The 20,522-nt window shown below is 71.7% G+C and carries 21 protein-coding genes; 13 read left to right on the top strand and 8 right to left on the bottom strand.

The features are described from left to right. Positions 1-77 precede the first annotated feature (77 nt). Complete coding sequence (locus AB0J40_RS26665) at positions 78-536, top strand: nuclear transport factor 2 family protein (RefSeq protein ID WP_364457563.1); 459 nt, start codon at positions 78-80, stop codon at positions 534-536. Here AB0J40_RS26665 and AB0J40_RS26660 read toward each other — a convergent pair. Beyond that, positions 533-949: a hypothetical protein gene (locus tag AB0J40_RS26660; protein WP_364457561.1), complete on the bottom strand. Its 417-nt coding sequence runs from the start codon at positions 947-949 to the stop codon at positions 533-535. The genes AB0J40_RS26665 and AB0J40_RS26660 overlap by 4 nt on opposite strands. Positions 950-1,092: 143 nt before the next feature. Here AB0J40_RS26660 and AB0J40_RS26655 point away from each other — a divergent pair, with 143 nt between their 5' ends. After that, positions 1,093-1,872, top strand: a complete 780-nt coding sequence (locus tag AB0J40_RS26655) for a class I SAM-dependent methyltransferase (RefSeq protein ID WP_364457559.1) — start codon at positions 1,093-1,095, stop codon at positions 1,870-1,872. Between the two features lie 119 nt (positions 1,873-1,991). Continuing rightward, entirely contained in the window at positions 1,992-2,120 is a 129-nt protein-coding gene (locus AB0J40_RS26650; RefSeq protein ID WP_364457557.1) for a hypothetical protein, read from the top strand. 12 nt (positions 2,121-2,132) lie between these two features. Here the strand turns inward: AB0J40_RS26650 and AB0J40_RS26645 are convergent, their stop codons facing one another. Beyond that, on the bottom strand, positions 2,133-3,410 hold the full coding sequence (locus AB0J40_RS26645) for a glycosyltransferase family 4 protein (RefSeq protein ID WP_364457555.1): 1,278 nt from the start codon (positions 3,408-3,410) through the stop codon (positions 2,133-2,135). A gap of 125 nt (positions 3,411-3,535) precedes the next feature. Here AB0J40_RS26645 and AB0J40_RS26640 point away from each other — a divergent pair, with 125 nt between their 5' ends. Further along, positions 3,536-5,299, top strand: coding sequence for a sugar-binding domain-containing protein (locus tag AB0J40_RS26640; RefSeq protein ID WP_364457553.1), 1,764 nt, complete (start codon positions 3,536-3,538; stop codon positions 5,297-5,299). Positions 5,300-5,319: 20 nt separating this feature from the next. Here AB0J40_RS26640 and AB0J40_RS26635 read toward each other — a convergent pair whose 3' ends face one another. Then, a complete protein-coding gene (locus tag AB0J40_RS26635) occupies positions 5,320-6,432 on the bottom strand; it encodes an ROK family transcriptional regulator (protein ID WP_364457551.1) in 1,113 nt (370 codons plus the stop codon). 90 nt (positions 6,433-6,522) lie between these two features. On the opposite strand from AB0J40_RS26635, the gene AB0J40_RS26630 reads away from it, so the two are divergent. Beyond that, positions 6,523-7,752 carry a YbiU family protein gene (locus tag AB0J40_RS26630; protein ID WP_364457549.1) on the top strand — a complete coding sequence of 410 codons (1,230 nt, stop codon included), beginning with the start codon at positions 6,523-6,525 and terminating at the stop codon, positions 7,750-7,752. Positions 7,753-7,791: 39 nt separating this feature from the next. Here the strand turns inward: AB0J40_RS26630 and AB0J40_RS26625 are convergent, their stop codons facing one another. Genes AB0J40_RS26625 through AB0J40_RS26615 form a run of 3 tightly spaced genes read right to left on the bottom strand, consistent with a single transcriptional unit; the run spans position 7,792 to position 10,566 of the window. Beyond that, a complete protein-coding gene (locus AB0J40_RS26625; protein WP_364457547.1) occupies positions 7,792-8,280 on the bottom strand; it encodes a glutathione peroxidase in 489 nt (162 codons plus the stop codon). Between the two features lie 10 nt (positions 8,281-8,290). After that, the gene (locus AB0J40_RS26620) at positions 8,291-9,796 is read right to left on the bottom strand and encodes a glycoside hydrolase family 57 protein (RefSeq protein ID WP_364457545.1); all 1,506 of its coding nucleotides are present in this window, start codon (positions 9,794-9,796) and stop codon (positions 8,291-8,293) included. Continuing rightward, positions 9,793-10,566 carry a methyltransferase domain-containing protein gene (locus AB0J40_RS26615; protein WP_364457543.1) on the bottom strand — a complete coding sequence of 258 codons (774 nt, stop codon included), beginning with the start codon at positions 10,564-10,566 and terminating at the stop codon, positions 9,793-9,795. The genes AB0J40_RS26620 and AB0J40_RS26615 overlap by 4 nt, the downstream gene beginning before the upstream one ends. A 53-nt stretch (positions 10,567-10,619) precedes the next feature. Between AB0J40_RS26615 and AB0J40_RS26610 the strand changes: the two genes are divergently transcribed. Then, positions 10,620-11,045, top strand: coding sequence for a hypothetical protein (locus AB0J40_RS26610; RefSeq protein WP_364457541.1), 426 nt, complete (start codon positions 10,620-10,622; stop codon positions 11,043-11,045). On the opposite strand, the gene AB0J40_RS26605 is transcribed toward AB0J40_RS26610, so the two are convergent. Continuing rightward, entirely contained in the window at positions 11,023-11,868 is an 846-nt protein-coding gene (locus tag AB0J40_RS26605; protein ID WP_364457539.1) for a DegV family protein, read from the bottom strand. The two genes, AB0J40_RS26610 and AB0J40_RS26605, sit on opposite strands and share 23 nt — an antisense overlap. A gap of 243 nt (positions 11,869-12,111) precedes the next feature. On the opposite strand from AB0J40_RS26605, the gene AB0J40_RS26600 reads away from it, so the two are divergent. From AB0J40_RS26600 to AB0J40_RS26585, 4 genes are all read left to right on the top strand, one after another. Next, entirely contained in the window at positions 12,112-12,897 is a 786-nt protein-coding gene (locus AB0J40_RS26600; RefSeq protein ID WP_364457537.1) for an electron transfer flavoprotein subunit beta/FixA family protein, read from the top strand. Positions 12,898-12,926: 29 nt separating this feature from the next. Next, on the top strand, positions 12,927-13,886 hold the full coding sequence (locus AB0J40_RS26595) for an electron transfer flavoprotein subunit alpha/FixB family protein (protein ID WP_364457535.1): 960 nt from the start codon (positions 12,927-12,929) through the stop codon (positions 13,884-13,886). Positions 13,887-14,032: 146 nt separating this feature from the next. Next, positions 14,033-14,815: a GNAT family N-acyltransferase gene (locus tag AB0J40_RS26590; protein ID WP_364457533.1), complete on the top strand. Its 783-nt coding sequence runs from the start codon at positions 14,033-14,035 to the stop codon at positions 14,813-14,815. Then, positions 14,812-15,693 carry a lysophospholipid acyltransferase family protein gene (locus AB0J40_RS26585; RefSeq protein ID WP_364457532.1) on the top strand — a complete coding sequence of 294 codons (882 nt, stop codon included), beginning with the start codon at positions 14,812-14,814 and terminating at the stop codon, positions 15,691-15,693. The genes AB0J40_RS26590 and AB0J40_RS26585 overlap by 4 nt, the downstream gene beginning before the upstream one ends. Positions 15,694-15,735: 42 nt before the next feature. On the opposite strand, the gene AB0J40_RS26580 is transcribed toward AB0J40_RS26585, so the two are convergent. Next, positions 15,736-16,638 (bottom strand): NADP-dependent oxidoreductase, encoded by a 903-nt coding sequence (locus AB0J40_RS26580; protein WP_364457530.1) that lies wholly within the window; start codon positions 16,636-16,638, stop codon positions 15,736-15,738. Positions 16,639-16,787: 149 nt separating this feature from the next. Here AB0J40_RS26580 and AB0J40_RS26575 point away from each other — a divergent pair, with 149 nt between their 5' ends. The 3 genes from AB0J40_RS26575 (at position 16,788) to mnmA (ending at position 20,512) form a co-directional block, all read left to right on the top strand. Further along, a complete protein-coding gene (locus tag AB0J40_RS26575; RefSeq protein WP_364457528.1) occupies positions 16,788-18,155 on the top strand; it encodes an MFS transporter in 1,368 nt (455 codons plus the stop codon). Positions 18,156-18,219: 64 nt separating this feature from the next. Beyond that, on the top strand, positions 18,220-19,416 hold the full coding sequence (locus AB0J40_RS26570; RefSeq protein WP_364457526.1) for a cysteine desulfurase family protein: 1,197 nt from the start codon (positions 18,220-18,222) through the stop codon (positions 19,414-19,416). Between the two features lie 4 nt (positions 19,417-19,420). Then, complete coding sequence (mnmA, locus tag AB0J40_RS26565; protein WP_364457524.1) at positions 19,421-20,512, top strand: tRNA 2-thiouridine(34) synthase MnmA; 1,092 nt, start codon at positions 19,421-19,423, stop codon at positions 20,510-20,512. Positions 20,513-20,522 lie beyond the last annotated feature (10 nt).

The raw sequence follows: 20,522 nt of genomic DNA, 5'->3' as shown, positions 1-20,522 counted from the left end.
CCTTCCTCTGGTGCGGAGAATGAGCGTTCTCTAGACTACCGGAGAACGCACGTTCTCCACTGGTGAGGAGAGATCCCATGACCCCACGTCCGCCGTTCCCGCCGTTCGACGAGGACACCGCCCGGCAGAAGGTCCAGGCCGCCGAGGACGCGTGGAACACCCGCGACCCCGAGAAGGTCTCGCTGGCCTACACGGAGGACTCGGTGTGGCGCAACCGCGACCAGCACGTCGTCGGGCGCGCGGAGATCGTCGGGTTCCTGACGGCGAAGTGGGAGCGCGAGCTGGACTACGCGTTGCGCAAGGAGCTGTGGGGCTTCCGCGGCAACCGCATCGCCGTCCGGTTCCAGTACGAGTCCCGCACCGCCGGCGGGCAGTGGTTCCGCAGCTACGGCAACGAGCTGTGGGAGTTCAGCGACGAAGGCCTGATGCGGCGGCGCGAGGCGAGCATCAACGACGTGCCGATCGACGCGTCGGACCGCCGGATCTTCGGCCCGCGCCCGGAGTCCGAGCACGGCGTCCTGCTGCCGGTCTTCTAGGCGGCCGAGCCGTCCCCGGTCCGGGGCGCGCCGTGCGGGAGGACCTTCACCTGGCCGGGCCGGGACTTCGCCGCCAGGACCGTGAAGCGCACGGTGACGGGCTTTCCCGCGCAGCGGAAGGAAACCGGATAGGTGCCGGGCGCGACGGCGGCGACGACGCTTTCGCCGAACAACGCCCACGGCTGGTGTCCTTCGGCGTTGGGGGCCGGAGGTGTCGTGATGCGCAGCGCCTTGGTCGTGACCGGGCCCGCTTCACCGTCGCACGCGACGGTGAGGGAGACCTTTTCGCCGGGATGTCCACTGTAGACGGACAGCCTCAGCCAGGTGGGCAGGGGCGGCGACGTGGTGGTCTGCGCGGCGGCCGCCGGCGTGAGCGCGAGCAGGCACGCGGCGGTGAGGGAGAGGATCTGCACGGTGACCTCCCGGAGTTCGGTTCGTGTAGTCAAGGCGTTTGCGCAGGCCAGGGGGTTGCCGGTCGAGATCCGACTGTGACGCTCGAGTCCGCCCTGAGCGGAACGAAGACCGGCCGGCGGCCACCTTGGGCAGGCTCGGGGCCATGACGGCACCGGAGTTCGGCGGCGAAGTGAGCGAGTACTACCAGCGATACCGCCGCGGCTACCCACCCGCGGTGGCGGACGTGCTGACGACGTCGTTCGCGTTGACCGGCGAGGACGTCGTGCTCGACCTCGGCTGCGGCACCGGCCAGCTCACCCGGGTCCTGGCCCCCCGGGTGGGCGCGGTGCTCGGCATGGACCCCGAACCGGCGATGCTCGCCCAGGCCCGCACGGCGACGTCGGCGCCGAACGTGAGCTGGCTCCTGGGCGCGGACACCGACATCGAGGCGCTGACGCCGGTCGTCGGCCCGGGCCGGCTGGCCGCGGTGACGGTGGCGCAGGCGTTGCACTGGATGGACCACGAGCGCCTGTTCCCGGCGGCGCGCTCGTTGCTGCGCCCGGGTGGCGGCGTCGCGGTGGTGACGAACGGCGAGCCGCTGTGGCTGCAGGACACGGGTTGGTCGTCGGCGCTGCGCGAGCTGCTGTCGTCGTTCTTGGGGACACCGCTGCACCGGACGTGCGGCACGGACCCGGTGAGCCAGACGCGCTACGCGGACGCCCTCGCGGCCGCCGGGTACGTGGTCGATTCCCAGGTCATCTCGTACGACGCGGCGTTGACCGTCGAGGAGATCGTCGGTGGCGTCTTTTCGGCCATGAACCCGTCGCAGCTGCCCGCCGCCGACGAGCGGCCGGCCTTCACCGAGCGCGTCCGGGAGGCGTTGTCGCCGTTCGGGCCACTGCGCGAACAGGTCCGGGTCCGCGTCTTGACGGGAACCCGCTGACCGGTCACGCAAGGCGAATGGGTACCGGCCCGTACAGTTCCGCTGATTGTTTCCCCGGGAACCGGCGCGGATGCTCGCTGCCAGGCGCGTCCGTGCGCCGGCCGTCCCGAGGAGTCCCCATGACCAGCAGGTTGAGAGCTGTCGTCGCCGTCGTCTTCGTCGCGTTGTCGTTTTCGGTCGGTGCCGTGGTCACGACGACCGCGCCCACCGCGGCTCGTCCGGACTGCGTCCGCCCCTGCCACTTCTGAGCGGGCCGCTACCTACAGTTCGGGCACCCCGGCGGCGACGGGCTCGAAGGCGTTCCCGGTCGCGATCTTCGGCCGCGGCAGCTCCACCGGCTCGCCCGGCTTCGCCCGCCGGTAGACCGCGACGGTCGCCTCCGCGATCCGCCCCCAGTCGAAGTCGGCGGCCAACCGGGACTGCGCCGCGCGCGCCCGCTCGGCCGCCGCGTCGGCGTCACCGAGCACCGCCGTCACCGCGTTGGCCAGTTCCGCGACATCGCCGGGGCTGAACGCGAGCCCGGTTTCGCCGTGCACGACGACCTCGCCGAGCCCACCGGCCGTCGACGCCACCAGCGGCGCCTTCGCGGCCGCGGCCTCCAACGCGACGATGCCGAACGGCTCGTACCGGCTGGGCAGCACGACCGCGTCGGCCGCCGCCAGCGCCGCCCGCAGGTCGCGGTCGGACAGGTGCCCGACGAAGTCGACGGCCCGCCGCACCCGCAGCTTCCGCGACTGTTCGACCAGCTCGTCGAAGTGCCGTCCTTTTCCGGCGACGACCACGCGGGTCCCGGGGTGGCGGCGCCGGATGCGGGGGAGCGCGGCGAGCAGGTCCTGCACGCCCTTCTCCCACTCGAGCCGTCCGAAGTACAGCAACAGCGGCGCGCCGGCCGGGCTGTAGACCTCGCGGGCGTGCGCGATTTCGTCCGCCGGCACCTGCCAGCCGCGTTCCTCGATGCCGTTGTGGATCACCGTGACGTCCTCGGCCTCGACCTCGAAGAGGTGCGCGACCTCGCGGCGCATGGCCTGCGAACAGGTGATCAGCGCGTCGGCCCGGTTCGCCAGCCACCACTCGACCGAGTGAACTTGCTGGTTCAGCGGGTGCGACAGCCAGCCGGAGTGCCGCCCGGCCTCGGTCGCGTGGATCGTGCCGACCAGCGGCACCCGCGCGACCTCGGCGATCGCGATGGCGGGGTGCGCGACCAGCCAGTCGTGCGCGTGCACGACATCGGGCTGCCAGCCGCGCAGCAGGTCGTGCGCGGCGCGGATCATGGCGTGCCCCATGGCCAGCGTCCAGGCGACGAGGTCGCGTTCGAACGTCACGTGCATCGGGTCCTCGGCGACCCGGATGATCCGCACGCCCTCGACGACGCGGTCGGTGCGCGGGTGCGTCCCGGCGTCGGTGCCCGCGGCGTGCCGGCAGAGGACGACGACCTCGTGACCCTGCCGGGCCAGGTGCGTGGCGAGCGCGTGTACGTGCCGCGCCAGGCCACCGATGGCCACTGGCGGGTACTCCCAGGACAGCATCAGCACACGCATGGGCAGAGGTTACTCGCGAGTCGGGACGCCCCGGCGGCGCCCGTGCCAGCCGACCGGCCAGGGCGGTCGGCGAATGTGACCCGATTCACTGGCGGCCCCGCCGATCTCTGCCACCATCGGCCGGGATGACTGCACCGGAGGACACCGGCTGGCGCCGGCTCGAACCGCCCTTGACCACCCCCTGGACCGACGAGGTCGGTCCGGACAACGCCCTGCCCGAGTACCCGCGGCCGCAGCTGACCCGGCCGCGCTGGCTGAACCTGAACGGCGTCTGGGAGTACGCGGGTTGGCCGTCGTCGCCGGACGAACCACGGCCGTCCGGCTACGGCGAGCGGATCCTGGTCCCGTTCCCGCCGGAGTCGGCGTTGTCCGGAATCGGACGGCGCGACGAGGTCCTCTGGTACCGGCGCCTGGTCGAAATCCCGCCGGACTGGCGCGACCAGCGGATTCTCCTGCACTTCGGCGCGGTCGACCAGACGGCGAAGGTGTGGGTCAACAACCAGCTCGTCGCGACGCACGAAGGCGGCTACACCGCGTTCAGCGCGGACATCACCGACGTCCTGCGGGCGACCGGGCCGCAGGAGCTGACCGTCCGAGCCGAGGACCGCACCGACATCGAGCCGTTCCCGGTGGGCAAGCAGCGCAACGCGCCCGGCGGGATCTGCTACACGGCGTCGTCCGGGATCTGGCAGACGGTCTGGCTGGAGCCGGTGCCACAGACCCGGGTCGAACGACTCGATCTCACCCCAGACCTCACCGGCGTGACGGTGTTCCCGCAGGTCACCGGCGGCTCGGAGGTCGTGGTCGTCGTTTCGGCCGCGGACGGCGAGGTCGCCCGCGCCTCGGGCGCGGCCGGGACGTCGGTGCGCGTGGACGTTCCGGAACCACACCTCTGGACCCCTGACGACCCGCACCTCTACACGCTGCGCGTCCAGCTGCTCGACCGGCATCGCGCGGTTCTGGACGAAGTCGGCAGCTATGCCGGCCTGAGGACGATCGGCCTGCTCCCGGACGCCGAAGGGCGCCCGCGGATCGCGCTCAACGGCCGGCCGACGTTCCTCCACGGCCCGCTCGACCAGGGCTACTGGCCGGACGGCATCTCGACCGCGCCCACCGACGACGCCCTGCGCTTCGACCTCGAGAAGACGAAAGAACTGGGCTTCAACTTCGTCCGCAAACACGTCAAGGTCGAGCCGGCGCGCTGGTACCACTGGGCCGACACGCTGGGCCTGGTCGTCTGGCAGGACATGCCCTCGCTGACGGTGTCGTTCGACGGCCCGCCCGGCATCGCCCCGGACCCCGTCCCGCGAGCGCGTGAGCTGTTCGAAGCGGAATTGACCACCATGATCGCCCAGCTGCGGCCGGTCCCGTCGATCGTGGGCTGGGTGCCGTTCAACGAGGGCTGGGGCGAGTACGACACGGCCCGTGTCGCGGAGCTGGTCAAGACCCTCGACCCGACCCGGTTGGTGATCGCGAACAGCGGCGTCAACTGCTGTTTCTCCCGCCCGGACACGGGCGCGGGCGACGTCTACGACGATCACACGTACGTGGGTCCGGGGGAGCCGGCGGTGATCGACGGCCGGGCGATCGTCGACGGCGAGTACGGCGGCCTCGGCCTCGTCCTGGACGACCACCGCTGGCCCGGCCCGCCGAACGCGTACGAAATGACGCCGACCCGGGAGCGGCTCACCGAGCGCTACGCGGAGGTGAGCACCGCTCTGGAGCGAGTGGTGGCCGAGCGAGGCCTGTCCGGCGCGGTCTACACCCAGACGACCGATGTCGAGAACGAGGTCAACGGCCTGCTGACCTACGACCGGCGGGTGGTCAAGGTCGACGCGGCGGTGGTCGCGAAGTGCGCCAGGGCGGTGATCGACGCCGGTTCGGCTTGAGGCTGCGGCCCGCAGCCTGGTCAGCTTTCGGCAACGGCTCTGACCAGGCCGTCCCGTCCGTGGTCGAGAGCCGACAACAGCGCACCGCGCAGGGCCGAGTCCGTCACCGCGCCGGCCGCCACCCGGACCGGCCCGGGCGCCGCCGCCCGGACCGTTCGCCGGATTTCGGCCACCAGGCCCGGACGGCTCCCGGCCGGCCCGCCCAGCAGCACCACGTCCGGATCGACGATCGTGCAGATCGCGGCGACGGCCCGCCCGAGCGTCGCGCCGAGCAGCCGCAGCCGTTCGGCGGCCACGGCGTCGCCGTCGGCCTCGTCGAGCGTGGTCAGAATCGCGTCGACGTCCAGCGAAGGCGCGTCCGGTCTGCCGAAACCCTGGTCGGCGAGAGCGGAGGCGAGCGTCGTCCCCGAACTGTCGAGGTACCCGATCTCGCCCGCCAGTCCGTGCGCGCCCCGCACGAGCTGGTCGCCGACGTAAAGACTGACGCCGAGCCCGGCGCCGACGTAGACGTAGGCGAAGCTCTTCGCCTCCCGCGCGGCGCCCTCGCGCCGTTCGGCGAGCGCGGAGAAGTTGACGTCGTTGTCCAGCAGAACGTCACGCCCGATTTCCCCGGCTCGGAGCCTTCCTTCGGGAAACGGCGACCCCGGCAGCTCGACGACCTCGTGCGTGACCGGGTCGACCGGGTTGGCCACCGAGATCGCGGTCGCCCGCACCGGCCCCGGCCCGGCTCCGGCCGCCGCGGCGACGGCGTCCCGGACCGCGGCGGTCATCGGCCGGTCGTCGGGGGCGTGGCCGCCGGTGGCCAGGACCGTCCCGGTCAGGTCGGTCGTCACCGTGCGGATGCCCCGCTGGTTGACCTCCGCGGCGACGACGCGGCCGGCGTCGGCGGCCAGCTCGTAAAAGGTCGCGATGCGACCACGGCGACCGGTCTGGTCGGTGCCGGTGGCCCGCAGTGCGCCCGCCGTCTCCAGGCGGCGGACCGACTCGGAGATCGTCGGCTTCGAGATGCCGGTGGTCGCGGCGAGCTCCGCGCGCGTGGTCCGCCCGTGGACGAAAACGTGGTCGAGCACCGCGCGGTCGGTCATGGCCCGCAGCATCGCCAGGCGCGGAAGCGGCCGGTCGGGGTCGGACATCGCACCTCTTGTGGCGGGAGACGGACAGGGGTTACCGTAGCCGGGACATTCTAGTAAGGAGTCCTAACCAAAAGATCGCGAGGGACACCGATGACGACCACAGAGCTGCCCGCGAACATGTCCGAGGCCGTCTCGCGGACCAAGCACGAGCTGCGCGCCCGGATCGGCGACGTCGCCGGCGCGTTCGCCGGGGTCCGCGACCGGATGCGGCGCGAGGTCGACGCCGTCGCCGCCGACCCCGATGCCTTCCCCGTCGTCCGTTATCGGGACATCGCCGACGGTGCCGTGCCGCAGCGCACGCTCGACGCCGTCCGGCGCCGCGGCTGCGCGGTCGTCAAAGGCACCTTCGCGCGCGAAACGGCCGAGACCTGGGACGCGGAACTGGCCGCCTACCTCGACCGCAACGACTTCGCCGGCACCTACCAGGGCCCGGCCGACGACGTCTTCGCCGGGCTCGCGTCGAGCCAGCCGCAGATCTACCCCGTCTACTGGTCGAAGCCCCAGATCCAGGCCCGCCAGCACGAGCACATGGTCGCCGTCCGGCGGTTCCTCAACTCCTTCTGGCGGCACGAGTCCGAGGGCCGCGTCTGGTTCGACCCCGATCGCGACACGGCCTACCCCGACCGGATCCGGCGCCGCCCGCCCGGCTCGGCGTCGCTCGGCCTGTCCGCACACACCGACTCCGGCTCGGTCGAACGCTGGCTGCTGCCCGCCTACCAGCGGGTGTTCCGCCACGTCTTCGCCGGAAACTGGGACCAGTACGACCCGTGGGACGGCGCCTACCGCACCGAAGTGGACGAATACCCGTCGACGGTCATGTGCTCGGCCTTCCGCACCTTCCAGGGCTGGACGGCGTTGTCGGAAATGCGCCAGGGCGACGGCGTGCTGCACGTCGTGCCGATCCCGTCGGCGATGGCGTACGTGCTGCTTCGCGCGCTACAGGACGACATCCCGGACGACGACCTCTGCGGCGCGGCCAACGGCCAGGCGTTGCCGGTGAACGACAAGTACCACGACGACCTGCTGCCGGCGCTGACCTCGATCCCCGACATCGAGCCGGGCGACACGGTCTGGTGGCACGGCGACGTCATCCACGCGGTCGCCGACGGCACCAACCCGGACCGCTGGGGCAACGTCATGTACATCCCGGCGAGCCCGCACTGCCCGAAGAACGCGGCCTACGCCGAGAAGTGCGGCCGCGCGTTCCTGACCGGTGCGAGCCCGGGCGACTTCGCGCCCGAAGACTACGAAGTGAACTGGACCGGCCGGGCCACGGTCGAGGACCTCACCGCCGTCGGCCGCGAGCAGCTCGGCCTGTGAACGGCGCCGCGCCGGGCCCGAAAGCCCGGCGCGGCCGGCTCACGCCGGGAGAGCGGCTTCGATGGCCTTGACGACCCGCTCGTCCTCGGGCTCGGTCCGCGGCCGGAACCGCGCCAGGACCTCGCCGTCGGCACCGACGAGGAACTTCTCGAAGTTCCACTGGACGTCGCCGGTCTCGCCGTCGGCGTCGGCCGCCTTGGTCAGTTCCGCGTACAGCGGGTGCCGGCCCTCGCCGTTGACGTCGATCTTCTCGAACAGCGGGAACGTGACGCCGTAGGTCGTCGAGCAGAACGTCTGGATCTCCTCCGCGCTGCCCGGCTCCTGCCCCGCGAACTGGTTGCACGGAAAACCGACCACGGAGAAGCCCTGGCCGCCGAAGCGCTCCTGGAGCCGTTCGAGGCCGGAGTACTGCGGGGTCAGGCCGCACTTCGACGCGACGTTGACCACGAGCAGTGCCTTGCCGGCGAGCGAGCCCAGCGAGCTGTCCTGCCCGTCGAGGGTCTTGACCGGAATTTCGTGGATCCCCATGAAGGTCCCTTCAGTCGTGCTTCAGCGCCCGGGCGTCGAGGTGCCCGAACGGTCCGTCGTCGGCGCGGTAGGCCGCGGCCAGCCGCTCGGCCCGCGCGCGGTCGCCGCGTCGCAGCGAATCGGCCAACGCGTCGAAGCGCTCGGTGTGGACCGCCGCGCGACGACGCGCGTAGTCCGCGGCCGAGTCCTTGGTGACCATGAACGCCCAGTCGCTCTCCAAGGCCAGCATCGCCTCGGCCACGGCCTGGTCGGCGACGGTGTCGCGGGCCGTGGCCGGCAACGTGGCAACGAGGTCGAGCAGCCGCCGCTGCAGCGCCGTGTTGGCGTCCACCATGTCCTTGACCTGCTCGCCGTCCCAGACGCGCCAGTCCTTGCCCGACCCCCACGACGACGCCGGCAGGTCGATCGGCTCGCCGACGAGCCCGGCGTCGAGCGCGCCCTTGAGCGTGGTCACGCGGACGCCCGCCTCCGGCAGCGCGCGCAGCACGCCTTCGAGCCACGCCGGGCCCTCGTGCCACCAGTGGCCGAACAGTTCCGTGTCGTACGCGGCGACCACGAGCGCCTCCCGGCCGTGTTGCGCCTTCAGCGAACGCAGCCGCGTGACCACGGTGTCGACGAAGTCCTTGACGTGCAGGCCCAGGACGTCCGCGGCGAGCGACGGGTCGTACGGCGCCTTGTCCACCGGCTCGACCGTCTTGCCGGTGACGCGCGACGCCTTGAGCCCGACCTCGTGCGCCCAGGTGTGGAAGTCGCGGTAGGCCGCGTGGCCGGGGTAGCCGGCCTTCGGCGACCAGACGCGGTAGGTGACCTCGAGGTCTCGTCCGAAAGCGACCACGTCGCTGCCGCCGACCGGCCGCGCCGCCCACGTCTCGCCGCGCAGCGACGGCCCGTCGACCATGAACCGCCGCACGCCCGCGGCCGCGTAGTCGTTTTCCATACCGGGCGCGTAGCCGCACTCCGGCGCCCAGATCCCTTCGGGACGCGACCCGAGCCGCAGCGCCGTGTCGGCGAGGCCCGCGGTCAGCGCGAACTCGCGCACCCGCGGGTCCAGCAGCGGCTGGAACGGGTGGGCCAGCGGCCCGCCGAGCAGCTCGATCGTCGCGTTGTCGACCAGCGAACGAAGGATCGGCGAGAAGCCGTGCCGCCAGCGCGACCCCAGCTCCTCGGCCGCGCGGACCGCGGTCCGGTGCTCGGCCGCGGCCAGCTCGCGCAGGGTCGGGTCGCCGCGCCACAGCGTCGACGCGTGCTGGGCGCGCAGCTGCCAGTGGCCGAGCCAGTCGTGGAACGCGCGGATGCTGTAGGGGTCGTCGAGCTGGGCGGCGAGTACCGGAGTCACGCCCAGCGTCAGCACGTCCTGGCGGCCTTCGGCGGCGAAGCGCTCGAGGAGGTCGACCATCGGCAGGTACGAATGCGCCCACGCCTGGTAGAGCCATTCCTCGCCGACCGGCCAGCTCCCGTGGTGCGGCAGCCACGGCAGGTGGCTGTGCAGAACCAGGCAGAACGTGCCTTCGTTCATCGGCGCACCGCCACGGCGACCAGGTCGAGGCTCGTGTCGAGGTCGTCGCCGTGGACGGCGAACCCGGTGGCCTCGATCGCGGCGACGTCGGCGAGCAGCGCGGGCGGCCACACGGCCTGGCCGGGCAGCGAGCCCATGACCACGTCGAGCTGGGCGTCGATGATCGAGCCGCCGTACCTTTCGTCGAGCGCGCGCACGGCGTCGCCGTGGTGCAGGCCGTGCAGCGATTCGACGGCGAACCCGGCGTCGGTGAGCAGCCCGGCCAGTTCGTCCGGCGCCAGCTCACGAGTGTGGAACGGGTTCAGCGGCGTGTCGCTGTCCGGGGTGAAAGTGAGCCGGTTGGGGGTCGTGACCAGCAGTTTGCCGCCCGGTGACAACACCCGGCGGCACTCGGCGAGGAACCCGGCCTGGTCCCACAGGTGCTCGATGACCTGGAAATTGGCCACGACGTCGACCACGGCGTCGCGCACCGGCAGGAACGCCAGGTTCGCCCGCGCGACGGCGACCTCGGGGTAGCGGCGGGCGACGTGCTCGGTGGTCGGCACGTCGTAATCCAGGGCGAGCACCCGGCGGGCCGTCGTCGCGAGGAGGCTCGCGCCGTAGCCCTCGCCGCAGCCGGCTTCGAGCACCGTCGCGTCCGCGCAGTGGGGGAGCAGGGCGAGGTACGCGGCTTCGTGGCGGCGGAACCAGTAGTTCTCCTCGGCGATGCCGGGGACGGTCCGTTCGCCGGTCAGGTGCAGCGCCTCGGCCCGGGTGGCTGGGGTGGTCACCTCCGCGACCCTAGCGGGTGTCACGTCCGGCCCGGCCGTCTCGTTCCGTGGTCATGCAACGGACAACCACCCGCGTACTGCTCGTCTTGTTCGGCCTCGTCGAGGCCGTCGTCGGAACCTGGCCACTGGTCTCACCCACCGGCTTCTACCAGGACTTTCCCGGGTTCCGCACCGGCTGGGTCGCGATGGACGGCCCCTTCAACGAGCACCTCCTGCGCGACTTCGGCGGCCTCAACCTGACGCTCGCCGCGCTGCTGGCCGGAGCCGCCGTGATCGGCACCACAGCCGTGGCGCGGCTCGCCGGCGTGGCGGGGCTGCTGTTCGGCCTGCCGCACTTCCTCTACCACTTGGGCCACGTCTCGCACTTCGAGCGGATCGACCAGGTGCTGATCGTCGCGACGACCGCGCTCGGCGTCGTCGTCCCGCTCGTGGTCCTGGCGATTCCGGGGCGCCGGGTCAGTACACCGGCGACACCGTGATGCCGAGCGCGCCGGGGCCGAGGTGGGCGCCGATGACCGTGCTCGCCTCGACGACCATGCTCTCGGCCATCGCCGGCACCCGGCGTTCGATCTGCCTGCCGATTTCGAGCTCGTGGTCGCTCGCGCCGAACCGGGTCACGGCGATGTCGGCGCGGAAACCGCCGGACTTCTTGACCGCGAGGTCGACCATCTTGGCCAGCGCCCGCCGCGTGCCGGGGACGCGGGCCAGCGGCGCGACCTCGCCGTCCTTGACCGTGAGCAGCGGCTTGATCGAAAACGCCGTGCCGAGCATCGCCTGCGCGGCGCCGATCCGGCCGCCCCGGCGGAGGTACTCCAGCGTGTCGACGTAGATGAACTCGGTGCTGGTGAAGCAGCGGCGCTCGGCGGCTTCGATGACGCGGGCGGCGTCGGCGCCCGCCGCGGCCGCCCGGGCCGCGGCCACCGCGGCGAAGCCGAGGCTCATCCCGGTGGTGCGGCTGTCCAGGACGTGCACCGGGATGCGGACCTGCTGGGCGGCCTCCCGGGCCGCGCGGACGGTGTCGGACATGCGGCCGGAGATGTGGATGCTGACGATGGCGGTCGCGCCGGACGCGGCCGCTTCCTGGTAGGTCCAGAAGAACGCCCCCGGATCCGGGGGCGAAGTGGTGAGCACCTGCCCGGCTCTGAGCGCGTCGATCACCTCGCCGCGGTCGAAGCGGTTTTCGTCGTCGAAGTGACCACCCAGGTTCAGCTGGATCTGGACGACTCCGATGGCCCAGCGGGAGGCGACGAGGTCGGGCAGGCAGGAGCTCGAGTCGGTGATGACGGCGATGCGCGCGGGCATGGTGGGGGAGGTTAATGCCTGACACCCACTGCGAGTAGGCCGTGGTTGGTCCGATCGGACGAACGGCTGTTCAGGTGGGGTAACCGGTCGACTACCGGGACGATGGTCCCATTAGATTGCGCATCCAGGTGAAAGGCGTCACCTCGGCGGGTGCTGCGCGCCGATCAGCCCTAATCTACCGGCCAGTAGAGCACTGTCCCGTGGTCGACCGCGGGCCACGAACCGGGAGGTCGAAGCAGACCCATGACCAACATCGTCGTCCTGGTCAAGCAGGTACCGGACACCTACTCGGAGCGGAAGCTCAACGGGTCCGACCACACCCTTGACCGCGAATCCGCCGACGCCGTGCTCGACGAGATCAACGAGAAGGCCGTCGAAGAGGCGCTGAAGATCAAGGAAGCCGGCGAGGGCGAGGTCACCGTGATCTCGGTGGGCCCGGACCGCGCGACCGACGCCATCCGCAAGGCGCTGTCCATGGGCGCCGACAAGGCCATCCACGTCTCGGACGAGGCGCTGCACGGCTCCGACGCGATCGCCACCGCCAAGGTGCTCGCCGCCGCGATCGGCAAGGTCGAAGGCTACGACCTGATCATCGCCGGCAACGAGTCCTCGGACGGCCGCGGTGGCGCCGTCCCCGCGATCCTCGCCGAGCTGCTCGGCCTGCCGCAGGTCACCTACGCCCGAGAGGTCACCGTCGAGGGCACGACCATCAAGGCCGTCCGCGAGACCGAGGACGGCCTGACCCGCCTCGAGGCGAACCTGCCCGCGGTGGTCAGCGTCGGCGAGAAGATCAACGAGCCGCGCTACCCGTCCTTCAAGGGCATCATGGCCGCGAAGAAGAAGCCGGTCGAGACGTTCACCATCGCCGACCTGGGCATCGACGCGGGCGAGGTCGGCCTCGGCAACGCCTGGTCCACCGTGACCGAATCCGCGCCGAAGCCGCCGCGCACCGCCGGCGAGAAGGTCGAAGACGAGGGCGACGGCGGCACCAAGGTCGCCGAGTACCTGGTCGGCCAGAAGCTCATCTGACAACGGCTCTTCGAGGAGGAAGTAGAACCATGGCTGAAGTACTCGTCCTCGTCGACCACGTCGACGGTGAGGTCAAGAAGGTCACGCTCGAGCTGCTGACCGCCGCCCGCGCGCTCGGTGAGCCGTCGGCCGTCGTCGTCGGCCCGACCGGGACCGCCGCGAAGGCGAAGCAGGCGCTGGCGTCGCACGGCGCCGCCAAGGTGTACGTCGCAGAAGGCGACGACGCCGCGAACTACCTGGTCACGCCCAAGGTGGACGTGCTCGCCGCGCTCGCGCAGCAGGCGTCCCCGGCGGCCGTGCTCGTCACCGCCAGCGGTGAGGGCAAGGAGGTCGCCGCCCGTCTGGCCGTGCGCCTGGGCTCCGGCCTGATCTACGACGCCGTGGGCGTCAACGGCGACGGCGTCATCGACCAGTCCATCTTCGGTGGCGCGTTCTCGGTCAAGTCCAAGTCCACGAAGGGCGCGCCGGTCGTCTCCATCCGCCCGGGCGCGGTCGAGGCCGAGCCGGCCGAGGGCGCGGCGGCCGAGGAGACCGTCGAGATCCCCGCCGTCGACGCGGCGAAGGCCACCCGCATCACCGGCGTCGAGCCGGTGACCGGCGGTGACCGTCCGGAGCTGACCGAGGCCTCGATCGTGGTCTCCGGTGGCCGCGGTGTCGGCTCGGCGGAGAAGTTCGACGTCGTCGAGAAGCTGGCCGACTCGCTCGGCGCGGCCGTCGGCGCGTCGCGTGCCGCGGTCGACTCCGGCTACTACCCGGCGCAGTTCCAGGTGGGCCAGACCGGCAAGACCGTGTCGCCGCAGCTGTACATCGCGCTCGGCATCTCCGGCGCGATCCAGCACCGCGCCGGCATGCAGACGTCGAAGACGATCATCGCCGTCAACAAGGACCCGGAGGCGCCGATCTTCGAGATCGCCGACTTCGGCATCGTCGGCGACCTGTTCAACGTCGCGCCGCAGCTGACCGAAGCGGTCGAGAAGCGCAAGGGCTGATTGCCTCCTCCGAAGGGCCTTCCGGGACTTCCCGGAAGGCCCTTCGCGCGTTTTCGGGACACGGAACCCGCCATTCACCGAACATGCACTAATCGGTCATCGGATGGCACTCTCCGCGGCTGCCAACGCGCAGGTACACCTTGACCATGACGACGTCACAGCTCCTCGTCAGCACTGATCAGGCGGGTGCCGGCCTCCCCGCGGACGCGCCCCGGTACTCCCTTCTCGTCGCCCACGCGAACGAAGAAGTGGTCGCCGCGCAAAAGCTGCGCCACCGGGTTTTCGCCGAGGAGATGGGCGCGCGGCTGCACTCGCCGGTCGCCGGACTCGACGTCGACGAGTTCGACGAGTTCTGCGACCACCTCGTGGTCCGCGACGACAACACGGGCGAAATCGTCGGCACGTACCGGATGCTGCCGCCCGACCGCGCCGTCCAGGCGGGGAAGCTCTACGCCGACAGCGAGTTCGACCTGAGCGCCCTCGACGCGCTTCGGCCGTCCCTGGTCGAAACCGGCCGGTCGTGCGTGCACCCGGACCACCGCAGCGGCGCCGTCGTCAGCCTGGTCTGGGCCGGGATCGCCCGCTACATGCTGCTGTCCGGCCACCGCTACCTCGCCGGCTGCGCGTCGGTCCCGCTGGTCGACGGCGGGTCCTTCGCCGCCGGCGTCTGGGACGTCCTGCGCACCAAGCACTACTCGGACGAGGCCACCCGCGTCTCGCCGCTGATCCCGTGGGACGCGTCGGGGATCGAACGTCCTGACCGCTCGATCCTGCCGCCGCTGATCAAGGGCTACGTCCGGCTCGGCGCCAAGGCCTACGGCCCGCCCGCGCTCGACGCCGACTTCGGCGTCGCGGACTTCTTCGTCGTGCTGGACCTGCACAACGTCGACGAGCGCTACCTCAAGTTCTTCCTCGGGGTCCAGGGATGAGCCACGCGTGGATGCCGACGTCGCCGTGCGGCGACGGCTGCCTGACCGACGCCGACCCCGTGGTCGCTTTTCCGCGACGGGTCGTGCGCGTCACCGCGGCGATCCTCGTCGTTCTCGCGGCGCTGCTTTCGGCGCCGTTGCTGCTGGTGTCGTGGGGTCGTGAGGGGCGGGTCCGGCTGATCTTCCGCGGCATGCTGCGGGCGTTCGGCGTCAGCCTGGACATCCGGGGCGGCGCCGACTTCCTGACCGCGCCCGCCGGCCGTGGCGCGCTGGTGGTCAACAACCACATCTCGTGGCTGGACATCGTCGCGATCAACGCGCTGCGGCCGATGCGCGCGCTGGCCAAGAAGGAGATCGCGGGCTGGCCGGTGCTGGGCGGCCTGGTCCGCCGCGGCGGCAGCATCTTCCTCGACCGCGAGCGGCTGACGACGCTGCCGGCCACGATGGCGTCGCTCGCGGACGCGCTCCGGACGGGCTCGCTGGTGAGCGTGACCCCGGAGGGCACGACGTGGTGCGGCCTGGCGTCCGGCCGGTTCACGACGGCGACGTTCCAGGCGGCCATCGACGGCGGCGTCCCGGTCCGCCCGATCGCGCTGCGGTACCGCCTGGCCGACGGCCGCGAAACGAGCCGTCCCGCGTTCATCGGCCCGGAGTCGCTGATCGCGTCCCTGCGCCGGGTCGCGGCGCTGCGCGGGCTGGTGCTCGAGGTCCACATCTGCCCGGAGATCGCGCCGGGCCGCGCGGAGAACCGCCGCGAACTGGCCGCGCTCGCCGAGGCGGCCGTGCACTCGGCGCTGGGGACGGTCAAGATCCCGGCCCAGCAGCGGCGCCGAAGCGCTGCCCAGCGGGTCCCACTGGCTTCGCCTCCCGCGAAGTGATGCGGGCCTGTCGCCGCGATCCGGCGACAGGCCCGTTCGCGTTCAGCCGATCGCGAGCGTGAGCTTGCCGCCGGGGTGGCCGTCCTCGCTCTCGATCTGCGCGGCCGCCGCGTCCTCGAGCGGGTAGCTCCTGCCCTGCGCGATCCGGACCCCGCGGTCGGTCACCCAGCCGGCGATCCCGGTGAGGACCTCGCGCGACTGCTCGCCCCCGCTCGAGAACGGGATCCCCAGCTCGAAGGCCGCTCCGTCGGCGATGGTGACGATCCGGTCCTTCGTGCCCCGCAGCTCGACCGACCCGGGCAGCACGCCGTGCCCGGCGGCGTCGAACACGGCGTCCACCGGCCCGGGCGCGGCCTCGCGGACCCGCTCCACCCAGCCGTCGCCGTAACGCACCGGGATGATCCCCAGCGACTTGAGGTCGTCGAGGTTGCGGCTGCCGGCGGTGCCGATGACGGTGGCGCCCTGCGCGACGGCCACCTGCGCGGCGAAGCGCCCGACCGTGCCGCTGGCGCCGAGCACCAGCAGCGTCTCGCCTTCGCGGACCTCAAGCAGCCCGAGAACGCGAAGCGCGGTCTCGCCGGCGACCGGCAGCGCCGCCGCGTCCGCCCACGAAAGGCCGGCGGGCTTGGGCGCGAGCGTCTTCGCCAGCGCGTACTCGGCGTAGGCGCCGGTCTCGGACCAGCCGAACACCTCGTCACCGACGGCGAAGTCCGCGCCCTCGCCGACGGCGTCGACGACACCGGCCACCTCGAGACCGGGGGTGTGCGGGAAGGCGACCTGGAAGTTCTGCTGCATGTAGCCGTTGCGGATCTTCCAGTCGATCGGGTTGATCCCGGCGGCCCGGACGGCCAGCCGCACCTGCCCCGGGCCGGGTTCCGGCACCGGGACCTCGGACAGCTGCAGGACGTCCGGCCCGCCGTAGGTGGAGAAGGTGATCGCTCGCATGGTTGTCTGCGCTCCTCGTTTCGTGACTCTCGAACGTCCTCCCCAACGAGTGAACTCGCGTGGTATTCCTGCGCCTGGAGCCGGTGGCCCACCGCACCGCCCGAAATCGGCTTGACCTCCAGGGGGCTGGAGGTTGCACGCTGCTGATCATGGCCTCGACGCTCGACTCCGCACCCCGTCGCCGCAGTGTGCTGTGGACCGCGGAACACCGCCTGACCACGATCGCGCTGCTGCTGGTGGTCACGTTGGTGGCGTTCGAGAACATGGGCGTCGCGACGGCGATGCCGACCCTGGTCGCCGACCTCCACGGGCTGTCGCTGTACTCGTGGCCGTTCACGATCTTCCTGATCTCGAGCGTGGTCGCGACGGTGCTGTCCGGCCGGATCGGCGACCGCCGCGGCCCGGCGCCGGCGTTGCTGGCGGGGCCGGTGCTGTTCGCGGCGGGCTTGGTCGTCGCGGGGACGGCGACCGGCATGCCGACGTTCCTCCTCGGCCGCGCGCTGCAGGGCTTCGGCTCGGGGCTGCTGCTGGTGTCGGTCTCGTTGCTGATCGCGTTGACGTTCACCGACCGGGAACGCCCGGTGATCTACGCGGCGAACGCGGCGGCCTGGGTCCTGCCGGCGGTGATCGGGCCCTCCGTGGCCGGCGTGGTGACGGTCGGCATCGGCTGGCGCTGGGTGTTCCTGGGCCTGGTCCCGCTGGTGGTCGTCGGCGTGACGATGCTGGTGGTCGTCGTCCGCCGCCTCCCGGCCCACTCGCCGTCGGCCGGCGGCCGGCGCGCGGGCGTCGTCCAGGCGATCATCGCGGCGCTCGGTGTCGCGGCGTTGACGTGGGCGGCCCAGCACCCATCGCTGCCTGCTCTCGCCTATGGCGCGGCCGGTCTCGTGGCCTTGGGCTACGCCCTCCGGACGCTGCTCCCGACCGGGACGCTGTCGTCCCGCCCCGGCCTGCCGACCGTGGTCGCGTCCCGCGCCCTGATCGCCGGCGCGTACGCCGGGATGGAGGCGTACCTGCCCCTGACGATGACCGCGGTCCACGGCTACAGCCCGGCCCTCGCGGGCCTGCCGCTGACCATCACGGCGCTGGGCTGGTCGGCGGCGTCGGCAGCGCAAGGGCGGTACCTGAACTGGTCCCGGGAGGCATCGCTGCGCACGGGGTTCTGGCTGGTCGCGGCCGGTCTGGTCGTCTTCGGCCTGGTCTCCCAGCCCTGGTTCCCCGCGTGGCCGGCGTTCGTGGCGTGCGCGGTCGGCGGCGCCGGCATGGGGATCGCGATGCCGGCGATCTCCGTGCTCCTGCTCCGCTACTCACCCGAGGGCGAGCGTGGGTTCAACACCTCCGCGGTGCAGCTGGCCGACTGGGTGGGGTCGGCGCTGCTCATCGGCCTGGGTGGCGTCCTGCTCGCCGTGGCCGGCTCGGTCCTCGAGCCGTCACCGGCGATGGCCCTGCTCACCGTGGCCTTGGTGGCGCTGGCACTGTTGGGGGTCCGGCTGACCGGACGCTGGCCGTCGAAGGTGTGACAGCCCACTTCGAGGGCCAGGGTGGGCTTCGTCACGCGGTGGAGCGGACTACCCTGAAGGAGCGATGACCTATCTCGACCACGCGGCGACCACTCCGATGTTGCCCGAAGCCGTAGCGGCGATGACCGAGGCGCTGTCCAACGTGGGCAACGCCTCCGCGCTGCACTCTTCGGGCCGCCGCGCCCGGCGGATGGTCGAGGAAGCCCGCGAAACCATCGCCGAGGCCGTGGGGGCCCGCCCCTCCGAGGTGATCTTCACCGGCGGCGGCACCGAGAGCGACAACCTCGCCCTCAAGGGCATCTACTGGGCCCGCCACGACGAGCGGGAGCAGCGTCGCCGCATTCTGTGCGGCGCCGCGGAGCACCACGCCGTGCTGGACACCGTCGAATGGCTCGAATCCCACTGCGGCGCCGAGATCACGCTGCTGGACGTCGACAGCCAGGGCCGGGTCTCGCCGGAGGTCCTCCGCGCCGCCATCGCCGCGGACCCGGAGTCCGTCGCGCTGGCGACGGTGATGTGGGCCAACAACGAGGTCGGCACGATCAACCCGATCGCCGAACTGGCGGCGGTGTGCGCGGAGTTCGACATCCCGCTCCACACCGACGCCGTTCAGGCCGTCGGCGCCGTGCCGGTCGACTTCGCCGCCAGCGGTGCCGCCGCACTCACGTTGACCGGCCACAAGCTCGGCGGCCCGTTCGGCGTGGGCGCGCTGCTGCTCGGCCGCGATGTCACCTGCGTGCCGTTGCTGCACGGCGGAGGCCAGGAGCGCAGCGTTCGCTCCGGCACCCTCGACGTTCCGGCGATCGTCGGTTTCGCGGCCGCGGTCCGGGCCAGTGTCGCGACCCGAGTCGAATACGCGAAGCGCGTCGAAGAGCTCCGAGACGGACTCATCGAAGTTGTCCGGGCCGAGGTGCCCGACGCGATTCTCAATGGTGGCGACGGCGATCGGCTGCCGGGCCATGCTCACTTCACGTTCCCCGGTTGCGCCGGCGACAGCCTCCTGATGCTGCTCGACGCCAAGGGCATCGAATGCTCGACAGGCTCCGCCTGCACGGCGGGTGTCGCCCAGCCGAGCCACGTGCTGCTCGCCATGGGCGCCGATCCGGCGGCGGCGAGGGGCTCTCTCCGATTCTCCCTCGGTCACACATCCACTGCCGCGGACGTCGAGGCCGTCGCGGCCGAGATCGGCGGAGTCGTCACGCGCGCACGCCAGGCCGGCCTGGCCGGAATGCGCAAGCAGACCCAGAAGCAAGAGGTGTAAGGCAATGCGGGTGTTGGCCGCGATGAGCGGAGGAGTGGACTCGGCGGTCGCCGCCGCGCGTGCGGTCGACGCCGGGCACGACGTCGTCGGCGTGCACCTGGCGCTGTCCGCCAAACCGGGCACCTTGCGGACCGGCTCGCGCGGCTGCTGCACGATCGAAGACTCGCATGACGCCCGGCGGGCCGCCGACATACTCGGAATTCCCTTCTACATCTGGGATTTCGCGGAGCGCTTCACCGAGGAGGTCGTCGAGACCTTCGTCGGCGAATACGCCGCCGGACGCACGCCGAATCCGTGCGTCACCTGTAACGAGAAGATCAAGTTCGAAGCTCTTCTCGAGAAGGCGATGGCACTCGGCTTCGACGCGGTCGCGACAGGCCACTACGCGCGCCTTTCCGTTGTGGACGGTGTGCCCGAATTGCGCCGCAGCGCGGACAGCGGCAAGGACCAGTCCTACGTGCTCGCCTCCCTCACCGCTGAGCAGCTGAGCCACGCCATGTTCCCGTTGGGCGGTTCGTGGAAGACCGAGGTCCGGGCGGAAGCCGAGCGACGCGGTCTGTCCGTCGCCAACAAGCCCGACAGCCACGACATCTGCTTCATCCCGGACGGCGACACCAAGAAGTTCTTGGAAAACCGGCTGGGCCAGCGTCCTGGCGAGCTCGTGGACGCGGAGACCGGCGCCGTGCTCGGCCGGCACACCGGAGTCCACGGATTCACCGTCGGTCAGCGCAAGGGCCTCGGGATCGAAGCTCCCGCGCCGGACGGCCGTCCTCGCTACGTCCTTTCCCTCGAGCCGGTTTCCGGTTCCGTCAAGGTCGGTTCCGCCGCCGGGCTCGGCGTCAAGGTGATCGAGGCCGATCGCGCCAGCTGGCCCAGTGGCGCACCGCTGACCGAACCGACCGAATGCGTGGTGCAGGTCAGGGCCCATGGCGGCATCGTCGACGCGGTGGCCGACGTGGACGCCGACGCGATGACGCTGCACCTGCGCGAACCCCTGCGCGGCGTGGCCCCAGGCCAGGTCGTCGTGCTGTACCGGCCGGATGCCGAAGGCGGGGACGTCGTCCTGGGCAGTGCGAAGATCTCCGGCACGCGCTGACACCGTTGTG

The sequence above is a fragment of the Amycolatopsis sp. NPDC049691 genome, assembly GCF_040675005.1.
Taxonomy (GTDB): domain Bacteria; phylum Actinomycetota; class Actinomycetes; order Mycobacteriales; family Pseudonocardiaceae; genus Amycolatopsis.
The sequence above is the reverse complement of the archived record's forward strand: the minus strand, read 5'-3'. Positions and strand labels throughout refer to the sequence as shown.

Excerpts from the sequence above, each read along its gene's own strand:
- AB0J40_RS26665 (WP_364457563.1), top strand. The coding sequence starts at position 78 with ATGACCCCACGTCCGCCGTTCCCGCCGTTCGACGAGGACACCGCCCGG.
- AB0J40_RS26655 (WP_364457559.1), top strand. The coding sequence starts at position 1,093 with ATGACGGCACCGGAGTTCGGCGGCGAAGTGAGCGAGTACTACCAGCGA.
- AB0J40_RS26650 (WP_364457557.1), top strand. The coding sequence starts at position 1,992 with ATGACCAGCAGGTTGAGAGCTGTCGTCGCCGTCGTCTTCGTCGCGTTG.
- AB0J40_RS26645 (WP_364457555.1), bottom strand. The coding sequence starts at position 3,410 with ATGCGTGTGCTGATGCTGTCCTGGGAGTACCCGCCAGTGGCCATCGGT.
- AB0J40_RS26640 (WP_364457553.1), top strand. The coding sequence starts at position 3,536 with ATGACTGCACCGGAGGACACCGGCTGGCGCCGGCTCGAACCGCCCTTG.
- AB0J40_RS26635 (WP_364457551.1), bottom strand. The coding sequence starts at position 6,432 with ATGTCCGACCCCGACCGGCCGCTTCCGCGCCTGGCGATGCTGCGGGCC.
- AB0J40_RS26630 (WP_364457549.1), top strand. The coding sequence starts at position 6,523 with ATGACGACCACAGAGCTGCCCGCGAACATGTCCGAGGCCGTCTCGCGG.
- AB0J40_RS26625 (WP_364457547.1), bottom strand. The coding sequence starts at position 8,280 with ATGGGGATCCACGAAATTCCGGTCAAGACCCTCGACGGGCAGGACAGC.
- AB0J40_RS26620 (WP_364457545.1), bottom strand. The coding sequence starts at position 9,796 with ATGAACGAAGGCACGTTCTGCCTGGTTCTGCACAGCCACCTGCCGTGG.
- AB0J40_RS26610 (WP_364457541.1), top strand. The coding sequence starts at position 10,620 with ATGCAACGGACAACCACCCGCGTACTGCTCGTCTTGTTCGGCCTCGTC.
- AB0J40_RS26605 (WP_364457539.1), bottom strand. The coding sequence starts at position 11,868 with ATGCCCGCGCGCATCGCCGTCATCACCGACTCGAGCTCCTGCCTGCCC.
- AB0J40_RS26600 (WP_364457537.1), top strand. The coding sequence starts at position 12,112 with ATGACCAACATCGTCGTCCTGGTCAAGCAGGTACCGGACACCTACTCG.
- AB0J40_RS26595 (WP_364457535.1), top strand. The coding sequence starts at position 12,927 with ATGGCTGAAGTACTCGTCCTCGTCGACCACGTCGACGGTGAGGTCAAG.
- AB0J40_RS26590 (WP_364457533.1), top strand. The coding sequence starts at position 14,033 with ATGACGACGTCACAGCTCCTCGTCAGCACTGATCAGGCGGGTGCCGGC.
- AB0J40_RS26585 (WP_364457532.1), top strand. The coding sequence starts at position 14,812 with ATGAGCCACGCGTGGATGCCGACGTCGCCGTGCGGCGACGGCTGCCTG.
- AB0J40_RS26580 (WP_364457530.1), bottom strand. The coding sequence starts at position 16,638 with ATGCGAGCGATCACCTTCTCCACCTACGGCGGGCCGGACGTCCTGCAG.
- AB0J40_RS26575 (WP_364457528.1), top strand. The coding sequence starts at position 16,788 with ATGGCCTCGACGCTCGACTCCGCACCCCGTCGCCGCAGTGTGCTGTGG.
- AB0J40_RS26570 (WP_364457526.1), top strand. The coding sequence starts at position 18,220 with ATGACCTATCTCGACCACGCGGCGACCACTCCGATGTTGCCCGAAGCC.
- mnmA (WP_364457524.1), top strand. The coding sequence starts at position 19,421 with ATGCGGGTGTTGGCCGCGATGAGCGGAGGAGTGGACTCGGCGGTCGCC.